This is a genomic window from Bacillus sp. YC2, assembly GCF_019891195.1.
In the GTDB taxonomy this organism is placed as follows: domain Bacteria; phylum Bacillota; class Bacilli; order Bacillales; family Bacillaceae; genus Bacillus.
Genome location: NZ_JAHXDO010000001.1, coordinates 286304 through 303723, shown reverse-complemented (window position 1 = coordinate 303723; position 17420 = coordinate 286304). Strand labels below are relative to the sequence as shown.

Below are 17420 nucleotides of genomic sequence, written 5' to 3'. Positions count from 1 at the left end.
AGAAAATAAAAAATCAGCAGATTCAAACATAAAACACTGTGAACGGGAGCAGTAAAGGAATCCAGTCAGAAACAGAGAGCCGCGGGGTGGTGCAACGCGGACTGATTGTTCTTTGAACTCGCCCGGAAGTGGCAGGATGGAACGGAATTATCAGAATATTCCCTATGTCCTAACGGCTGACCTTCGTTACCAGGTTCATAAGCTGGGTTCCGGATCTTTCGGAATCAACAAGAGTGGTACCGCGGTTGGCCTAAGGCACGCCGTCTCTTTTAACGAAGAGACGGCGTGCCTTTTTTATGTGATGAAAAAAGAAGAGGGCGTGTGATAGATGGATAAGGAAAAACAAACGTTAAAACGGACGATGTCGTCCAGGCACATTATGATGATGGCGCTGGGAGGAGCAATTGGAGCGGGGCTTTTTAAAGGCAGCAGCACGGCGATTGATGAAGCTGGGCCGGCCGTTTTATTGGCGTATCTGCTCGGAGGAATCATTTTGCTGTTTATTATGCAGGGTCTGGCCGAAATGGCCGTGCGAAACCGGAATGCAAGAACGTTCCGGGACTTGGTTCAGCAGTCTCTCGGCCCGTACGCGGCGTACTTTTTAGACTGGATTTACTGGAAAATGTGGGTGCTGAATATTGCCGCGGAGGCGGTAGTTGCCGCGATTTTTATCCAATATTGGCTGCCGGATTGCCCGATTTGGGTGCTTGCTTTGGTCATTTCCGTGGTGGTAACAGTCGTAAATATGCTTTCTGTGAAATTGTTTGCTGAGACAGAATACTGGCTCGCGCTCATTAAAATTACAGTGATTGTCTTGTTTATCTTATTCGGTATCCTGCTGTTATTTTTTTCATTCGGCAATCACACAGCAACGGGCCTGGCGCACTTAACGAGTCACGGCGGATTTTTCCCGCATGGAGCGGGCGGCGTCATTACGGCGATGCTTGTCGTCATCTATTCATATGGCGGTACGGAAATCATCGGCGTCACGCTGGCGGAGACGAAAAATCCCGAACAGGTCATTCCGAAGGCAGTGCGAGGCACATTGACGCGAATCGTTGCTTTTTATTTGCTGCCGTTTTTCATTATCGTCAGCCTGATCCCATGGAATCAAGTGAACAGCGCTTCGGAAAGCCCGTTTGTCATGGTGTTTAAAATGATCGGGATTCCGGGGGCTGACCATATCATGAACGCCGTCATTCTGCTGGCGATCATTTCATCCATGAACTCAGGGCTGTACGGCTCCTCCCGCGTATTATTTACGCAGGCGACGGACGGCCGGGTGCCGAAGATCTTTTCAAAGCTCTCAAAGAAAAAGGTTCCCGTTTACGCGATCTTAACATGTACATCGTTTTTATATGTAGGCGTTCTGATTTCCTTATTTGCGGGCAGCCAAACCTTTAATTATTTAATGGGTTCCCTCGGCTATACCGTACTGTTCATTTGGCTGATCATCGGATTCGCCCATTTGAAATCAAGAAAACATGTAACGGAGCAGCCGGCGTATTATGTAAAATGGTTCCCGTACACGACATGGTTTGCGGTGATTGCATTACTGGCCATTCTTGTCGGCGTCATTTTCACGACATCAATCATCATCACATGTATCACGGCAGCCATCTATCTGCTCATTACGGCTGCGTATGCGGTGAAAGGGAGACATCATCAATAAGCAAAAAACTCTTGCCATGTGGCAAGAGTTTTTTATTGGACGACCTTTTCTTCAGCAGCCAGAGCCGGTGTTTTCAGCTTCTTAGGTGTCATATTGACAAAGCAAATACTTGTGACGATCAAGAGAAGCCCGGCCAGAAGGCTGAAAGTCAGCGGCTCATGTAAAAAAATCGAGCTTACAACAATAGAGATCAGCGGAATGAGGAAGGTGTAAGAGGCAACCTTGCTCGCTTCCCCTGAACCGACAAGCGTAAAAAAGACAAGCCAGCCGAGTGCGATGACAAATACCGAAATAAAAAGAAGGCTGAGGATAAACGGAGCTGTCCATTGAATCGCTGACCAGCTTTCCGTAAATTCCCCGGAGCTGACAAGCAGCACGCCGCCGATGAGGAGCTGAAGAGCGACCATCCAGATGGAATCGACGCGGCTTCCCGTTTTTTTCACAAATACCGTGCCGAGCGCCCAGCTGACCGCTGAACCGAGTGCCAAGAGGATGCCTATAAAGGAAATATGCCCTCCGAAGCCGGCAGCGCTGATGACGGCCACCCCGGCAAATCCGAGCACAAGCCCGGCGATTTTCAGCGCAAACATCGATTCCCCGAGCCACAGCCAAGAAAAAATGCCCATCAAGACAGGCTGAAAGAACACGATAGCAGAAAATAAACCTGCCGGCAGGTAATTCAGGCCGATCGTTTGCAAGCCGTAAAATAATGTAATATTTAAAATGGCAGAAACAATATAGATCGGCCACGTTTCTTTAAACCGCAGCTTGCTGAAACGGGGCAGCGCGACAATCAGCAGCAGCAGCCCGCCGATAAGCGTCCGAATCCCGGCGAACAGCAGGGGCGGGGAATAGGCGAGCGCCGCTTTTGACAGCGGCCAGTTAATCCCCCATACGGTGACTAAAAACGCGAGCAGAAAAGCCGTCTGTATTTTAGTAGGCTGTTTCACTTCAATCACTCCTTGTAGAACAATTCCATCATATGATACGGTAATCAGGAAGATAAATAAAATGAATCTTTTTTATAAGGAGCATAAGTAAAACATTATGACGATCACACAATTACGGGTTTTTGTCAAAATAGCAGAAACGGGAAGCTTCACAAGAGCGGGGCAGGCGCTGAACATGACGCAGCCTGCTGTCAGCCACGCGGTCTCGGCGCTCGAATCCGAGCTCGGCGTCAAGCTGATCATCCGCGACCGCCGAAACGGCTTAATGCTCACAGATACAGGGAAAAAAATCCTCGTTCATATCAGGGAGGTGCTCAAAGGCATCGAAAAAGTCGAACAGCTGGCTTCCGCAGAAAAGGGGCTTGAGCAGGGAACGATTCACATCGGCACATTTCCGGCCGCTTCCGCTTATTTTATGCCCAAGCTCATCAGCGTGTTTAAGCAAAGGTATCCGAAGCTTGAGCTGGTGCTCCATGAAGGAACGGCGGATGACGTGAAGGAGTGGCTTCATTCCCGCGTGATCGATGCCGGTATCCTGCTTTTTCCGACGGAAGACATGGATTATCTGCTGCTGAAAAAGGACAAAATGGCGGCGGTTATGCACAAAGATCATCCGCTGTGCGCCCGTTCATCCGTGACAATAAAGGATTTGGACGGCGAACCGATGATCGTGTGCGACGGCGGTTACACATCCCCGTTTGCAGGACTGTTTAAAAAAGCCGGCGCCGAGCTTTGCGCCGCCTTTACCGTTTTTAATGTCAGCACATCCATTAATATGATCCGGGAAGGCTTAGGTTTGGCGATTTTATCAGAAATGTCGATGGCCGGCACGCCGCTTCCGGATGAAGTGGTAATCAAAGAGTTTACGCCGGACGTGTTCAGGGAGGTGCAGCTGGCCGTTCCTTCTATAAAAGACGCATCCCTTGCCGCCAAGCTTTTTATTGAGATCGCCGAGGAGCTGTTCATCCGTGAGAAAACCGCCGCTGAATGATTGTTCGAATTTCATCGAATCAATTTCTTTAATTCACGGCAAGAGCTGTGGTAAGGTGTGGATATCACACTAAACCATAAAGGAGAAAACGATGGCTGAACATACATTAAAAGATACTGCGTTTTCCGTTTTAAATTTGTCTCCGATCGTGCAGGGAGGAACAGTTGCCGAATCGTTCCGCAACAGCATGGATCTGGCCCGCCGTGCAGAAGAATGGGGCTATAACCGTTATTGGCTGGCGGAGCATCATAATATAGAAGGCGTCGCAAGCTCGGCGACGTCCGTGCTGATCGGGCATATCGCCGGCGGCACGAAAAAAATCCGCGTCGGCTCAGGCGGCATTATGCTGCCGAACCACTCGTCACTTGTCATCGCCGAGCAATTCGGCACCCTTGAAACGTTATACCCGGGGCGGATTGATCTCGGGCTCGGGCGCGCGCCGGGAACGGATCAATTAACGGCAAGAGCGTTAAGACGAAATGTTAACAGCGGGGAGGATTTCCCTGAACAGCTTGAGGAACTGAGAAATTACTTTAAGCCGTCAGGTAATGTGCGCAATCAAGTCCGCGCCATCCCCGGAGAAGGGCTTGACGTGCCGATTTGGCTGCTTGGTTCAAGCGGATTCAGCGCCCGTCTTGCCGGAGAGCTGGGGCTTCCGTTTGCATTTGCGGCCCACTTCTCGCCGAAAAACACGGTGCCTGCATTAGAACTGTACCGCAGCTCCTTCCGCCCGTCAGATGTGCTGGATAAACCGTACGCGATGGTCGGTGTCACCGTCATCGCGGCAGATACGGATGAAAAAGCGAATTATTTGGCGACATCACATTATCAAAGATTTTTAGACCTCGTCCGCGGAACGCCGAACCAGCTCAAGCCGCCTGTAGAAGATATGGATCAAATCTGGTCGCCGTACGAAAAAGCGATGGTCAATGATCAGCTCAGTTCAACGATCGTCGGCGGGCCGGATAAAGTAAAGGAAAAGCTGGAAAGCTTTATTCGGACGACGCAGGCAGACGAAATCATGGTGAATTCAGAAAGCTTTGAGCATGCTGACAGAATGCGTTCGTTTGAAATCATCGCCGAATTAAAAAACAGCTGAGCAAAAAAGCAATGTGCCGCGCACATTGCTTTTTTTATTCGCCGATCCGCTTGACGGAATTCCGGATGACGAGTTCCGGTTCATACACGACGTCATCCCGCTTCGGTTTTTTATGTTCTAAGCAGTCGATGACATATTTTGCCGCCGCTTTCCCCATAACGGATTTCGGATGCTTGACAGAAGTGAGCTTAACCTCGGAAATCTGGGCGAAATGTGAATCGTCATACCCCATGACTGACACGTCATCAGGCACCTTTAACCCGAATTCCCTGAGAAGATTAATCGTCTTCAGCGCAATTTCGTCATTGTAGCAAAGAATGGCAGTCGGGTATGACCCGCTGTTTTGCTCAAGGGTATGCTTAATTTTTTGGAGAAGCACGGTTTCTTTTTCCTCAGTCGTGTAAGTCACGATCATGTCCGGAGATGGAAAAATCCCGCGCTCCCGATGCGCCTGAAGATAGCCGTTCATCCGTTTGACGCCCTGCGTGTCATCCGCTTTAAAGATCCCCATAATGTGCGTGTGGCCGAGGGACATGACGTATTCGCAAGCCATCATGCCGCCTTTGACATCATTGACAGAAAAGCTCGGTGCGGCCAGTTCCGCATAAGAGGCGTTAATCATGGCAAACGGAATGCCGTTTTTCTCAAGATTAAGATAGTAGCCGATATTCGGCGTTTGCAGGGCGCTTTTTGTAGGCTCGACAATCAGTCCGTCGATATTTTTGGACAGCAGGTTTTCGAGGCCTCTTCTTTCGCTTTCTGTATTGTTGTTAGTGCTGGTCAGCAGCATCGAGTAGCCCTGCTCGCTTAAATAAGATTCGATTCCCCTGATGATGCTCGGGAAAATATAGTCTGATATGTACGTTGTAATGACACCGATTGTTTTGTTTGAATGTCTGGCTGATTTTGCCGAGCGTGAAGCGACAAAGGTTCCCCCGCCCTGAACGCTGTAAAGCAGCCCTTGCGAGACCAAATCCCCGATCGCTTTTCTGATCGTATGGCGGCTGACGCCGAACTGCTGCATCAGCTCATTTTCCGTAGGCAGCTTTTGATCAGGCTGTATTTTGCCTTGATTCAGCCAGGAACATATTTCTTCTTTTACTTGAGCATATTTCGGTAGCATATGAATTCCTCCAAAATGTATACGGACAAATTTCAGTATAACATAGTAAGCCCTTTCATAAAATGATAAAAATAATTGACAGAAAGTGAAAAACTGCTTATTCTTTATTTGTACGTACTAATTCTGCTGATTTTTACTTAAAATTCTTTATAAGTACGTACAATTATGACGGTATATGAAAAGGAACACGGCGCCGGCACTGTAATATGTAAGCGTTTTTATTCCATTATTAGCGGGAGGGTAAATGACATGAAAAATCACCCGGCACCAATTGATTCAAATGTACCTGTCACTCGGCAGCATTCCATGGGATTCGTCATTCTCATTTCTTGTGCGGCCGGACTAGGAGGGCTTTTGTACGGTTACGACACAGCAGTGATTTCCGGCGCGATCGGCTTTTTGAAGGAGCTGTACCGCCTGAGTCCTTTCATGGAAGGACTCGTGATTTCAAGCATTATGATCGGCGGCGTTTTTGGCGTCGGTATTTCCGGTTTTCTGAGTGACCGCTTCGGACGGAGAAAAATCCTGATGGCGGCAGCGCTTTTGTTTGCGGTCTCAGCGGTCGTCTCGGCGCTTTCTCAAAATGTTTCTTCCTTAATTAACGCGAGAATCATCGGCGGCTTGGGAATCGGGATGGGCTCCTCGCTTTCTGTCACGTATATCACCGAAGCCGCCCCGCCGGCCATACGGGGCAGCCTGTCCTCGCTGTATCAGCTGTTTACGATATTAGGAATCTCCGGCACTTATTTTATTAACCTTGCCGTCCAGCAATCAGGCTCATATGAATGGGGCGTGCACACCGGCTGGCGGTGGATGCTCGCATACGGAATGGTTCCGTCCGTCATCTTTTTTATCGTCCTGCTTGTGGTCCCGGAAAGCCCGCGCTGGCTGGCGAAAGCGGGGCGGACGAAGGAAGCCCTCTCTGTATTGACGCGTATTAATGGAGAAACAGTTGCGAAAGAAGAAATCAAACAAATAGAAACTTCATTACAATTAGAAAAAATGGGATCGCTGTCCCAGCTGTTTAAGCCGGGTCTGAGAAAAGCGCTGATCATCGGCATCCTGCTGGCTCTGTTCAACCAGGTCATCGGAATGAACGCAATTACGTATTACGGACCGGAAATCTTTAAAATGATGGGCTTCGGCCAGAATGCAGGATTTGTCACGACCTGCATCGTCGGTGTCGTAGAGGTGATCTTCACCGCTATTGCGGTCCTTTTAGTAGATAAAGTCGGCCGGAAAAAACTGATGGGCGTCGGTTCGGCCTTTATGGCGCTGTTTATGATATTGATCGGCGCGTCCTTTTATTTTCAGCTGGCCAGCGGGCCTGTGCTCGTCGTCATTATTTTAGGGTTCGTTGCCGCTTTCTGCGTTTCGGTCGGGCCGATTACATGGATCATGATTTCAGAAATCTTTCCGAATCATCTCCGCGCCCGAGCCGCCGGCATCGCGACGATCTTCTTATGGGGGGCAAACTGGGCGATCGGCCAGTTTGTGCCGATGATGATCAGTGCATTCGGCTTAGCCTATACTTTTTGGATATTCGCCGTCATTAACGTCCTTTGCTTTTTGTTTGTCGTGACGATCTGTCCGGAGACTAAAAATAAATCCTTGGAAGAGATAGAGAAGCTCTGGGTAAAATGAAAGCGTTTTAACGAAGAAAGTCCCCTTAAGCCTGCCGCAGCGGGCTTTTCTCTGTCACCTTTTTATCATATTTGTATATAATAACTTTATAAAGGAGATACTGGTAAAATCTGCGAAGAATGTCGAGGAATTAGCCTTTAACAGTTGAATTAACAATGTCACCCTGTTAAAATAATTAAAGAAAGCAGACATAATTTTTTTTGGCTATGATGGGACGTTTTTTGTCATAGCGGGACATTTTCTGTCCAGTATGAATAGGAAGGAACGTTTGAGTCATGAACCAGTTAATACAAGCTCAAAAAAAATTATTGCCTGATCTTTTGCTTGTGATGCAAAAAAGATTTGAAATCTTGCAGTATATCAGGCTTACTGAACCAATCGGCCGCAGAAGTCTGTCAGCCAGCCTCGGATTGACCGAGCGCGTGCTCAGAAGCGAGGTTCAGTTTCTGAAAGAACAGAATCTCATTGATATTAAAACAAACGGCATGACACTGACGGAAGAGGGCTATTCACTGCTTTCGATTCTGGAAGACACGATGAAGGATGTTTTAGGATTGACGCTTTTGGAAAAGACATTAAAGGAGCGGCTTAATCTGAAAGACGCCATTATCGTTTCCGGAGACAGCGACCAATCTCCTTGGGTCAAAAAAGAATTGGGGAGAGCGGCCGTCGCATGTATGAAAAAGAAATTTTCAGGAAAAAATATCGTCGCTGTAACCGGCGGTACGACAATTGAAGCTGTCGCTGATATGATGACGCCGGATTCAAAAAACCGCGAGCTCCTGTTTGTGCCGGCAAGGGGCGGTTTAGGCGAAAACGTCAAAAATCAGGCGAACACCATATGCGCACATATGGCAGAAAAAGCTTCAGGCACTTATCGGCTTTTGTTTGTTCCGGGACAGCTGTCACAAGGGGCCTATTCATCTATTATTGAAGAGCCTTCCGTAAAAGAGGTGCTCAACACCATTAAATCAGCGAGTATGCTGGTTCACGGAATCGGTGAAGCTAGAACAATGGCGGAGCGCAGAAACACGCCTCTGGAAGATTTGAAGAAAATAGATGACAACCGCGCGGTGACAGAAGCCTTCGGCTACTACTTTAACGCGGATGGCGAAGTCGTCCATAAGGTGCATTCAGTCGGAATGCAGCTCGATGACATCGACGAAATTCCCGACATTATCGCGGTAGCGGGCGGATCATCAAAAGCAGAAGCGATCGAGGCTTATTTCAAAAAGCAGCGAAACACGGTTCTCGTCACGGACGAAGGAGCCGCAAAGAAGTTATTAAGGGATACCAGTCCCTCAATATAAATATCTCTCACTTATTTAAAGGAGGAAACAATCATGGCAGTAAAAGTCGGTATTAACGGTTTTGGTCGTATTGGACGTAACGTATTCCGCGCAGCATTAAATAATCCTGAAGTTGAGGTCGTAGCGGTTAACGATTTAACAGACGCTAACATGCTCGCTCACCTCTTACAATATGATTCTGTACACGGAAAATTAGACGCTGAGGTTTCAGTTGACGGTAACAACCTTGTTGTTAACGGTAAAACAATTGAAGTTTCTGCTGAGCGCGATCCTGCGAAACTCAGCTGGGGCAAACAAGGCGTAGAAATCGTAGTTGAATCAACTGGTTTCTTCACAAAACGCGCAGACGCTGCGAAGCACTTAGAAGCAGGCGCGAAAAAAGTTATCATCTCAGCTCCTGCTAACGAAGAAGATATCACAATCGTTATGGGTGTTAACGAAGATAAATATGATGCGGCTAAGCATGACGTTATCTCTAACGCATCTTGCACAACAAACTGCCTTGCGCCGTTTGCTAAAGTACTTAACGATAAATTCGGCATCAAACGCGGTATGATGACAACTGTTCACTCTTACACGAACGATCAGCAAATCCTTGATCTTCCGCACAAAGACTACCGTCGTGCGCGTGCAGCAGCTGAAAACATCATTCCTACATCAACTGGTGCTGCAAAAGCAGTTTCTCTCGTTCTTCCTGAACTGAAAGGCAAACTGAACGGCGGAGCTATGCGTGTGCCGACTCCAAACGTTTCTCTTGTTGACTTAGTTGCTGAACTGAACCAAGACGTAACGGCTGAAGACGTAAACGCAGCTCTTAAAGAAGCAGCTGAAGGCGATCTTAAAGGAATCCTTGGCTACAGCGAAGAGCCATTAGTATCAGGCGACTACAACGGCAATGCTAACTCTTCTACAATCGATGCTCTTTCTACAATGGTTATGGAAGGCAGCATGGTAAAAGTAATCTCTTGGTACGATAACGAAAGCGGCTACTCTAACCGCGTTGTTGACCTTGCAGCTTACATCGCGAAACAAGGTCTTTAATTCATAGCTCCCGGAAAGGGCCGGACTTGGTTCTTTCGGACAGAAACGCTATAATGAAAGCGGACAAGGGAAGGGGACGGACTCCCTTTCCCTTTTTCCATGAGAACCTGCTTTCAGAAAACGCTGGAATGGTGAAGAACGGCCGCGTTTTGCATCTATGCGGCACTTTCGTTTCCGGGCCGCCTGCCCAGGCTCCGAAAACGATCTGCCCCGTGCCGACAGCTGCAATCTGCCCCGCGGCGGAACGCATCATAAGGCGGTTTCACGTTTTTCGTGCTATGCAAACCATTTTGAAGGAGGATCTCCTAAGGCATGAATAAGAAAACAGTAAAAGACATCGACGTAAAAGGCAAAGTCGTATTCTGCCGCGTTGACTTTAACGTTCCAATGAAAGACGGGGAAGTAACAGACGATACTCGTATCCGCGCTGCGCTTCCAACCATTCAATACCTTGCAGACCAAGGCGCAAAAGTCCTTCTGGCAAGCCATTTAGGCCGTCCGAAAGGCGCAGTTGCAGAGGAGCTTCGTTTAACTCCTGTCGCTGCACGCTTAGGCGAACTGCTCGGAAAAGAAGTGAAAAAAGCGGATGAAGCTTATGGCGATGCTGTAAAAGCAAAGATTTCTGACATGAAAGACGGAGACATTCTCGTATTAGAAAACGTACGCTTCTACCCTGGCGAAGAGAAAAACGATCCTGAGCTTGCAAAAGCATTCGCTGATCTTGCAGATGTATATGTCAATGACGCTTTCGGTGCTGCCCACCGTGCGCATGCATCTACAGCAGGAATCGCTGAACATCTGCCGGCCGTTGCAGGATTCTTAATGGAAAAAGAGCTTGATGTTCTCGGCAAAGCCGTTACAAATCCTGAGCGCCCGTTTACGGCGATCATCGGCGGAGCGAAAGTAAAAGACAAAATCGGCGTGATCGAAAGCCTGCTTGATAAAGTGGACAACCTGATCATCGGCGGAGGTCTTGCTTACACATTCGTCAAAGCCCTCGGATATGAAGTCGGTAAATCTTTGCTTGAAGAAGATAAAATCGAGCTCGCGAAATCATTTATGGACCGCGCGAAAGAAAAAGGCGTGAAATTCTACATGCCTGAAGATGTATTGGTTGCGGATGATTTCTCTAACGACGCAAACGTAAAAATGGTGCCGGTTTCTGAAATTCCAAGTGATTTAGAAGCGATTGACATCGGAACGAAAACACGCGAAACGTATGCTGATGTTATCAAAAACAGTAAACTTGTCGTGTGGAACGGACCGATGGGCGTATTCGAAATCGACTTGTTCGCTCAAGGCACAAAAGCTGTGGCTGAAGCGTTGGCAGAGGCAAAAGATACATACTCTGTCATCGGCGGAGGAGACTCTGCGGCAGCCGTTGAAAAATTCGGCCTTGCTGACAAAATGAGCCACATCTCAACAGGCGGCGGCGCTTCCCTTGAATTTATGGAAGGCAAAGAGCTTCCAGGGGTAGCTGCGCTGAACGATAAATAAAAACTGCTATAAGGAAGTGGAACAGATGAGAAAACCAATTATAGCCGGTAACTGGAAAATGAACAAAACACTCGGCGAGGCTGTCAGCTTCGTTGAAGAAGTGAAATCTTCCATTCCAGCAGCAGACAAAGCGGAAGCCGTTGTTTGCGCGCCAGCGCTTTTCTTAGAAAAGCTGACTTCTGCTGTTAAAGGAACTGACTTAAAAGTCGGCGCCCAAAACATGCACTTTGAAGAAAACGGTGCGTTCACAGGTGAAATCAGCCCGGTCGCTCTGAAAGACCTTGGCGTGGATTACTGCGTCATCGGCCACTCTGAGCGCCGTGAAATGTTCGCTGAAACTGACGAAACTGTCAACAAAAAAGCGCATGCCGCGTTCAAACACGGTATCGTGCCGATCATCTGTGTAGGTGAAACGCTTGAAGAGCGCGAAGCCGGAAAAACAAATGATCTTGTTGCCGATCAAGTGAAAAAAGGTCTTGCGGGTCTTTCTGAAGAACAAGTTGCAGCTTCTGTTATTGCTTACGAGCCAATCTGGGCAATCGGAACAGGCAAATCTTCAACTTCTAAAGATGCAAACGACGTGTGCGCGCATATCCGTCAAACCGTCGCTGAAAGCGTCAGCCAGGAAGCAGCTGACAAGCTCCGCATTCAATACGGCGGCAGCGTAAAGCCTGCAAACATTAAAGAGTATATGGCAGAGTCCGATATTGACGGTGCTTTGGTCGGCGGCGCAAGCCTTGAACCGCAGTCATTCGTTCAATTATTGGAGGAAGGTCAATATGAGTAAAAAACCAGCTGCACTCATCATTCTTGATGGGTTCGGATTACGCAATGAAACAGTCGGAAACGCAGTCGCACAAGCGAAAAAACCGAATTTCGACCGTTATTGGAACCAATACCCTCATCAGACGCTGACCGCTTCAGGCGAGGCTGTCGGACTGCCGGAAGGACAGATGGGGAACTCCGAAGTCGGTCACTTAAATATCGGCGCCGGACGTATTGTGTACCAAAGCTTAACACGCGTGAACGTTGCCATCCGTGAAGGGGAATTTGAACGCAATCAAACGTTCCTTGACGCGATCAGCCACGCGAAAGAAAACAACAAAGCGCTGCACCTGTTCGGCCTTCTGTCTGACGGAGGCGTACACAGCCATATCAATCATTTGTTCGCGCTGTTAAAGCTTGCGAAAAATGAAGGGCTGACGAAGGTGTATATTCACGGTTTCCTTGACGGCCGCGATGTAGGCCCGCAAACAGCGAAAACCTACATTCAGCAGCTGAATGAGCAAATCAAAGAGATCGGTGTCGGCGAAATCGCCAGCATTTCCGGACGCTACTATTCCATGGACCGCGACAAACGCTGGGACCGTGTGGAAAAAGCGTACCGCGCAATGGCGTATGGCGAAGGCCCGTCTTACAAGAGCGCGATGGATGTAGTAGACGATTCTTATGCGAACGGCATTCATGATGAATTCGTCATTCCGTCCGTCATTACAAAAGAAAACGGTGAACCTGTTGCGACGATTCATGACGGCGATTCTGTGATTTTCTATAATTTCAGACCGGACCGCGCCATCCAGATCTCCAACACGTTTACCAATAAAGATTTCCGCGACTTTGACCGCGGAGAAAACCATCCGAAAAACCTGCATTTCGTCTGCCTGACTCATTTCAGTGAATCAGTTGACGGATATGTAGCTTTTAAACCGGTAAACCTTGATAATACGATCGGTGAAGTATTATCACAGCACGGATTAAAACAGCTTCGCATCGCGGAAACTGAAAAGTATCCGCACGTCACGTTCTTTATGAGCGGCGGCCGCGAAGAAGAATTCCCGGGTGAAGAGCGCATCCTCATTAACTCGCCGAAGGTTGCAACATATGACCTGAAGCCTGAAATGAGCGCGTATGAAGTGAAGGATGCCCTTGTAAAAGAAATCGCGGCTGACAAGCATGACGCGATCATCCTGAACTTTGCAAATCCTGACATGGTCGGCCACTCCGGAATGGTCGAACCGACGATTAAAGCGATTGAAGCAGTGGATGAATGCTTAGGCGAAGTGGTTGACGCCATTATCGCTAAGGGCGGACACGCCATCATTACCGCTGATCACGGTAATGCAGACGTTCTGATTACAGAATCCGGCGAGCCGCACACTGCTCATACGACAAACCCAGTCCCTGTCATTGTGACAAAAGAAGGCGTGACTCTGCGTGAAGGCGGAATCCTAGGCGACCTTGCACCAACGTTATTAGACCTTCTCGGTGTTGAAAAACCGAAAGAAATGACTGGAACATCTTTGATTCAAAAATAATTGTGAAAATCAAAAGGAGAGACAAACTCATGCCATACATTGTTGATGTTTATGCACGCGAAGTATTAGACTCCCGCGGCAATCCAACAGTTGAAGTTGAAGTATATACAGAAACAGGAGCATTCGGCCGCGCTTTAGTTCCAAGCGGTGCTTCTACAGGTGAATACGAAGCAGTTGAGCTTCGTGACGGCGACAAAGACCGTTACCTTGGAAAAGGCGTGTTAACTGCGGTTAACAACGTAAATGAAATCATTTCTCCAGAGCTTCTCGGCTTTGACGTAACAGAACAAAATGCAATCGACCAGCTTTTAATCGAGCTTGACGGTACTGAAAACAAAGGCAAGCTTGGCGCTAACGCAATCCTTGGCGTATCTATGGCTGTTGCCCGCGCTGCTGCTGATTTCTTACAGATTCCTCTTTATCAGTATCTTGGAGGATTCAACTCAAAAACACTTCCTGTACCGATGATGAACATCGTAAACGGCGGAGAGCATGCTGACAACAACGTAGACATTCAAGAATTCATGATTATGCCTGTAGGCGCGCCTAACTTCCGTGAAGCGCTTCGCATGGGCGCTCAAATCTTCCACAGCCTGAAATCAGTTCTTTCTGCTAAAGGAATGAACACAGCTGTAGGTGATGAAGGCGGATTCGCTCCAAACCTTGGTTCTAACGAAGAAGCTCTTCAAACAATTGTTGAAGCAATCGAAAAAGCCGGCTTCAAACCTGGCGAAGAAGTCAAACTTGCAATGGATGCTGCATCTTCTGAGTTCTACAACAAAGAAGACGGCAAATACCATCTGTCTGGCGAAGGCGTTGTGAAAACATCTGCTGAAATGGTTGACTGGTACGAAGAAATGGTTTCTAAATACCCAATCATCTCTATCGAAGACGGACTTGACGAAAACGACTGGGAAGGCCATAAGCTTCTTACTGAGCGTCTTGGCAAAAAAGTTCAGCTTGTCGGTGACGATCTCTTCGTTACAAACACGAAAAAGCTTGCTGAAGGTATCAAAAACGGCGTAGGCAACTCTATCCTGATCAAAGTAAACCAAATCGGTACATTGACTGAAACATTCGATGCAATCGAAATGGCGAAACGCGCAGGCTATACTGCCGTTATCTCTCACCGTTCAGGTGAAACAGAAGACAGCACAATCGCTGACATCGCTGTGGCAACAAACGCAGGCCAAATCAAAACAGGTGCTCCGTCCCGTACGGACCGTGTTGCGAAATACAACCAGCTTCTTCGCATCGAAGACCAGCTGGCTGAAACTGCTCAGTTCCACGGTATCAACTCTTTCTATAACTTGAATAAATAATAAGTAAAAACCTCCCCGGCAAGGGGAGGTTTTTCTTTATATATCTGCATACAGCCTCACCATATCACGGCACTGAATTCCGTTTTCAAAAATCTCCTCCTCGTAATGCCTGACGAAAAAATCATGGTCGATCGCTTGGAGCCTAAATCCGCATTTTTGATAAAGGGCGAGCTGGCCGATGCTGGAGTTGCCTGTTCCGATTTCAATAGTTGCTGCTCCCATTTGTTTCGCCTTTTTCATAGCTTCTCGAACGAGCTGTCTCCCGATTCCTTTGTTTTGCATGGATTCTTTGACTGCGATGTTGACGATCTCCACCGTTTTCGGTCTTGTTTGTAAAAGGATGAAGACACCTGCAAGCTCACCAGAGGCCCAAGCTGTATAGCATTCGCCTCTTACAAGATATTCATCTACAATTTCTTTCGACGGATCGGCGAGAAGCAGCAGATCATATAATGCCTCATTTGTCTCTGTCGTTTTTTGAATGTTGAGCTCTTGCATGTTCATTCCCCCTTTTTTGATGATAGACATCTATTTTTTCTAATACGCTCCAATTTCATTCTATTTTATTATAAAATAAGTAAGACAGGAAATGTTATACAATTTAGTAGAATTGAATAGGAGGAAAGTCATGTTTTTTTGTAAGCATTGCGGCCAGCAGAATACGGAAAAGGCGCGTTTTTGTAAAGAATGCGGAAAACCGATCGGGGGAGGAAGCAGGCCGGAACAGCAGGAGACAGCAAGTGCCGCTGAAACTGCACCTCATCCGAGAAAACCGATCCCTAAAAAAACGATCTTAATATGGAGCAGCATCGCCGCGGCTCTTATCATATTATTTGCCGCATATAAAACAGGAGCCTACTTGACCTCAAAGAAAAGGCTTGTTGATCAATTCGAGCAGGCGGTTCATGACGGAGACGCCAAAAAGCTGTCAGCGCTTCTGACTCCTTCAGACAGCAAGCTGACGTTAAATGAGAGCAATGTAAAACCGCTTCTCACATATGTAAAGAAACATGATGAACTGGTTTCCTCCCTGCGCGGAGCTTCGTCAGAAAAAGATGCCGTCTACGTGGAAAAAGAAGGTAAAACACTGCTGTTTTTTGATCATTATGAGCTGAAAATCGACCCGGTCTATTTCCGTGTGACGAGCAATTATAAAGGCGCCGATCTGTACATAAATAAGGAAAAAACAGGATCGGTTAAAAAAGCCGGCGAAACCCAAACCTTCGGGCCGTACACACCTGGTGATTATACAACGGAAGCCAAGCTTAAAAATAATGTTGTTGACGTGGTGAAAAAAGAAGATATACAAGCTGTGGGCAGAAGGAATTTCGATCTTGACCTGCCGTTAGACGCCGAGGATGTGACGTTCACGTTAGCTGACCGCTTTAAAAACGCCAAAGGTGATCTGCAGATTAATGGAAAGTCCATCCATAAAGACCCATTCAAATCGGTCACATACGGGCCGCTTTTGACTGACGGTTCGATGACCGCCGTTGTGGAAGCGGATTTTCCTTGGGGGAAAACAAAAACAGCCGATGTTCCGATCAACAGCACTGATATGGAATTAACGCTTATTCCGGATCAAGATACACAAAAAACAATCATGGACACGATTGTCAAAACAACGAAACAGTATACGAAAGCTATGGCAGACGGCAATACTGACCAGATGACCGAGGCTGGCTCAGCGTGGAAAGAGCAGACGAAAGAAGTGGTTTCCGGCATGAAGAGCTCCGGCACTTTTCTGAAGGATCAGTATAAAGAGACAGACTTTGATCTTGATTCATTTGCGATTTCTCAAGAGAATGGCAATTGGCAAGTAACGGTTACGGGTAAAGAGCTTCATCAGTCGGCTTATTTCGACGAGAATACGAAACCTGATATGGGAGAGTCGGAGCCGAGCTTTCATTATGTGCTCTCATATGATACAAAACATAAAAAATGGGTTTTTGAAAAAGCTGATCCGGCCTCAGATTCTTCAGGGACTAATGTGAAAAAGATAAAAAATGACCAGCCGGAAACCTGCACATCCGCATGGGCATCATCCAAAGGAAACACAGCTTCCGGCAGCGTCACAAGAGATCAAGTCACATCCTTTATGTCTGATTACCTGACAAATCAATCAAGCGCCGTCGATCTTAACGAATTCGCCATTATGGCGGGCAATTTGGAAGAAGGAAGCCCTTTGTATGCCGATCAGCAAAAACTGGTCAAAAAATTACATAGCGAGGGAACAACAGAAGTGTTTAACGATGTTACTGTGAAAAGCTTCAGTCAAGACGGCTCGCATATCACGATTAAAACATACGAAGAGTTTTATATTACAAAAGCCGGCGGCAGCCCGAAGCTGAGAACCTATTACTGGACGTATAGCGGCGTTGTCAAAAATGGAAGAATTTATTTAACATCCATTCAATAAAAAGAATCCCCGGCACCGATTTAGGCGGCGGGGATTT

General features: G+C 47.4%; 14 protein-coding genes and 1 other annotated feature. Of the genes, 11 read left to right on the top strand and 3 right to left on the bottom strand.

What is annotated here, in order from left to right:
- The first annotated feature begins 29 nt into the window (after positions 1-29).
- Positions 30-271: a binding site (T-box leader), on the top strand.
- A gap of 57 nt (positions 272-328) precedes the next feature.
- Entirely contained in the window at positions 329-1672 is a 1344-nt protein-coding gene (locus KY305_RS01530) for an amino acid permease (RefSeq protein ID WP_223061050.1), read from the top strand.
- Between the two features lie 32 nt (positions 1673-1704).
- Here the strand turns inward: KY305_RS01530 and KY305_RS01525 are convergent, their stop codons facing one another.
- Complete coding sequence (locus KY305_RS01525; protein ID WP_223061049.1) at positions 1705-2622, bottom strand: DMT family transporter; 918 nt, start codon at positions 2620-2622, stop codon at positions 1705-1707.
- Positions 2623-2719: 97 nt separating this feature from the next.
- Between KY305_RS01525 and KY305_RS01520 the strand changes: the two genes are divergently transcribed.
- Both KY305_RS01520 and KY305_RS01515 read left to right on the top strand, forming a co-directional pair.
- A complete protein-coding gene (locus KY305_RS01520; RefSeq protein WP_223061048.1) occupies positions 2720-3613 on the top strand; it encodes a LysR family transcriptional regulator in 894 nt (297 codons plus the stop codon).
- Between the two features lie 91 nt (positions 3614-3704).
- A complete protein-coding gene (locus tag KY305_RS01515) occupies positions 3705-4712 on the top strand; it encodes an LLM class flavin-dependent oxidoreductase (RefSeq protein WP_223061047.1) in 1008 nt (335 codons plus the stop codon).
- A gap of 34 nt (positions 4713-4746) precedes the next feature.
- Here the strand turns inward: KY305_RS01515 and araR are convergent, their stop codons facing one another.
- Positions 4747-5835 (bottom strand): arabinose utilization transcriptional regulator AraR, encoded by a 1089-nt coding sequence (gene araR / locus KY305_RS01510; RefSeq protein ID WP_223061046.1) that lies wholly within the window; start codon positions 5833-5835, stop codon positions 4747-4749.
- A 249-nt stretch (positions 5836-6084) separates the two neighbouring features.
- Between araR and araE the strand changes: the two genes are divergently transcribed.
- The 7 genes from araE to eno all read left to right on the top strand — a co-directional run bounded on the left by araE (position 6085) and on the right by eno (position 14964).
- Positions 6085-7479: an arabinose-proton symporter AraE gene (gene araE / locus KY305_RS01505; protein ID WP_223061045.1), complete on the top strand. Its 1395-nt coding sequence runs from the start codon at positions 6085-6087 to the stop codon at positions 7477-7479.
- A 275-nt stretch (positions 7480-7754) separates the two neighbouring features.
- Positions 7755-8789, top strand: a complete 1035-nt coding sequence (gene cggR, locus KY305_RS01500) for a sugar-binding transcriptional regulator (RefSeq protein WP_214802854.1) — start codon at positions 7755-7757, stop codon at positions 8787-8789.
- Positions 8790-8822: 33 nt separating this feature from the next.
- Positions 8823-9830, top strand: coding sequence for a type I glyceraldehyde-3-phosphate dehydrogenase (gap, locus tag KY305_RS01495; protein WP_061521632.1), 1008 nt, complete (start codon positions 8823-8825; stop codon positions 9828-9830).
- Between the two features lie 312 nt (positions 9831-10142).
- Entirely contained in the window at positions 10143-11327 is a 1185-nt protein-coding gene (locus tag KY305_RS01490) for a phosphoglycerate kinase (protein WP_223061044.1), read from the top strand.
- Between the two features lie 25 nt (positions 11328-11352).
- Entirely contained in the window at positions 11353-12114 is a 762-nt protein-coding gene (gene tpiA / locus KY305_RS01485) for a triose-phosphate isomerase (RefSeq protein ID WP_214802866.1), read from the top strand.
- Positions 12107-13642: a 2,3-bisphosphoglycerate-independent phosphoglycerate mutase gene (gene gpmI, locus KY305_RS01480; protein WP_223061043.1), complete on the top strand. Its 1536-nt coding sequence runs from the start codon at positions 12107-12109 to the stop codon at positions 13640-13642. Before tpiA ends, gpmI begins: the two co-directional genes overlap by 8 nt.
- A gap of 29 nt (positions 13643-13671) precedes the next feature.
- Positions 13672-14964 carry a phosphopyruvate hydratase gene (gene eno, locus KY305_RS01475; protein ID WP_061521628.1) on the top strand — a complete coding sequence of 431 codons (1293 nt, stop codon included), beginning with the start codon at positions 13672-13674 and terminating at the stop codon, positions 14962-14964.
- A 36-nt stretch (positions 14965-15000) separates the two neighbouring features.
- Here the strand turns inward: eno and KY305_RS01470 are convergent, their stop codons facing one another.
- Positions 15001-15468 carry a GNAT family N-acetyltransferase gene (locus KY305_RS01470; RefSeq protein ID WP_223061042.1) on the bottom strand — a complete coding sequence of 156 codons (468 nt, stop codon included), beginning with the start codon at positions 15466-15468 and terminating at the stop codon, positions 15001-15003.
- Positions 15469-15592: 124 nt separating this feature from the next.
- Here KY305_RS01470 and KY305_RS01465 point away from each other — a divergent pair, with 124 nt between their 5' ends.
- Entirely contained in the window at positions 15593-17383 is a 1791-nt protein-coding gene (locus tag KY305_RS01465; protein WP_223061041.1) for a zinc ribbon domain-containing protein, read from the top strand.
- Positions 17384-17420 lie beyond the last annotated feature (37 nt).

What these genes read in the sequence shown, in the direction of transcription:
- cggR (WP_214802854.1), top strand. Translation starts at nt 7,755, where the DNA reads ATGAACCAGTTAATACAAGCTCAAAAAAAATTATTGCCTGATCTTTTG.
- eno (WP_061521628.1), top strand. Translation starts at nt 13,672, where the DNA reads ATGCCATACATTGTTGATGTTTATGCACGCGAAGTATTAGACTCCCGC.
- KY305_RS01490 (WP_223061044.1), top strand. Translation starts at nt 10,143, where the DNA reads ATGAATAAGAAAACAGTAAAAGACATCGACGTAAAAGGCAAAGTCGTA.
- gap (WP_061521632.1), top strand. Translation starts at nt 8,823, where the DNA reads ATGGCAGTAAAAGTCGGTATTAACGGTTTTGGTCGTATTGGACGTAAC.
- tpiA (WP_214802866.1), top strand. Translation starts at nt 11,353, where the DNA reads ATGAGAAAACCAATTATAGCCGGTAACTGGAAAATGAACAAAACACTC.
- KY305_RS01470 (WP_223061042.1), bottom strand. Translation starts at nt 15,468, where the DNA reads ATGAACATGCAAGAGCTCAACATTCAAAAAACGACAGAGACAAATGAG.
- araE (WP_223061045.1), top strand. Translation starts at nt 6,085, where the DNA reads ATGAAAAATCACCCGGCACCAATTGATTCAAATGTACCTGTCACTCGG.
- KY305_RS01465 (WP_223061041.1), top strand. Translation starts at nt 15,593, where the DNA reads ATGTTTTTTTGTAAGCATTGCGGCCAGCAGAATACGGAAAAGGCGCGT.
- KY305_RS01520 (WP_223061048.1), top strand. Translation starts at nt 2,720, where the DNA reads ATGACGATCACACAATTACGGGTTTTTGTCAAAATAGCAGAAACGGGA.
- KY305_RS01530 (WP_223061050.1), top strand. Translation starts at nt 329, where the DNA reads ATGGATAAGGAAAAACAAACGTTAAAACGGACGATGTCGTCCAGGCAC.
- araR (WP_223061046.1), bottom strand. Translation starts at nt 5,835, where the DNA reads ATGCTACCGAAATATGCTCAAGTAAAAGAAGAAATATGTTCCTGGCTG.
- gpmI (WP_223061043.1), top strand. Translation starts at nt 12,107, where the DNA reads ATGAGTAAAAAACCAGCTGCACTCATCATTCTTGATGGGTTCGGATTA.
- KY305_RS01515 (WP_223061047.1), top strand. Translation starts at nt 3,705, where the DNA reads ATGGCTGAACATACATTAAAAGATACTGCGTTTTCCGTTTTAAATTTG.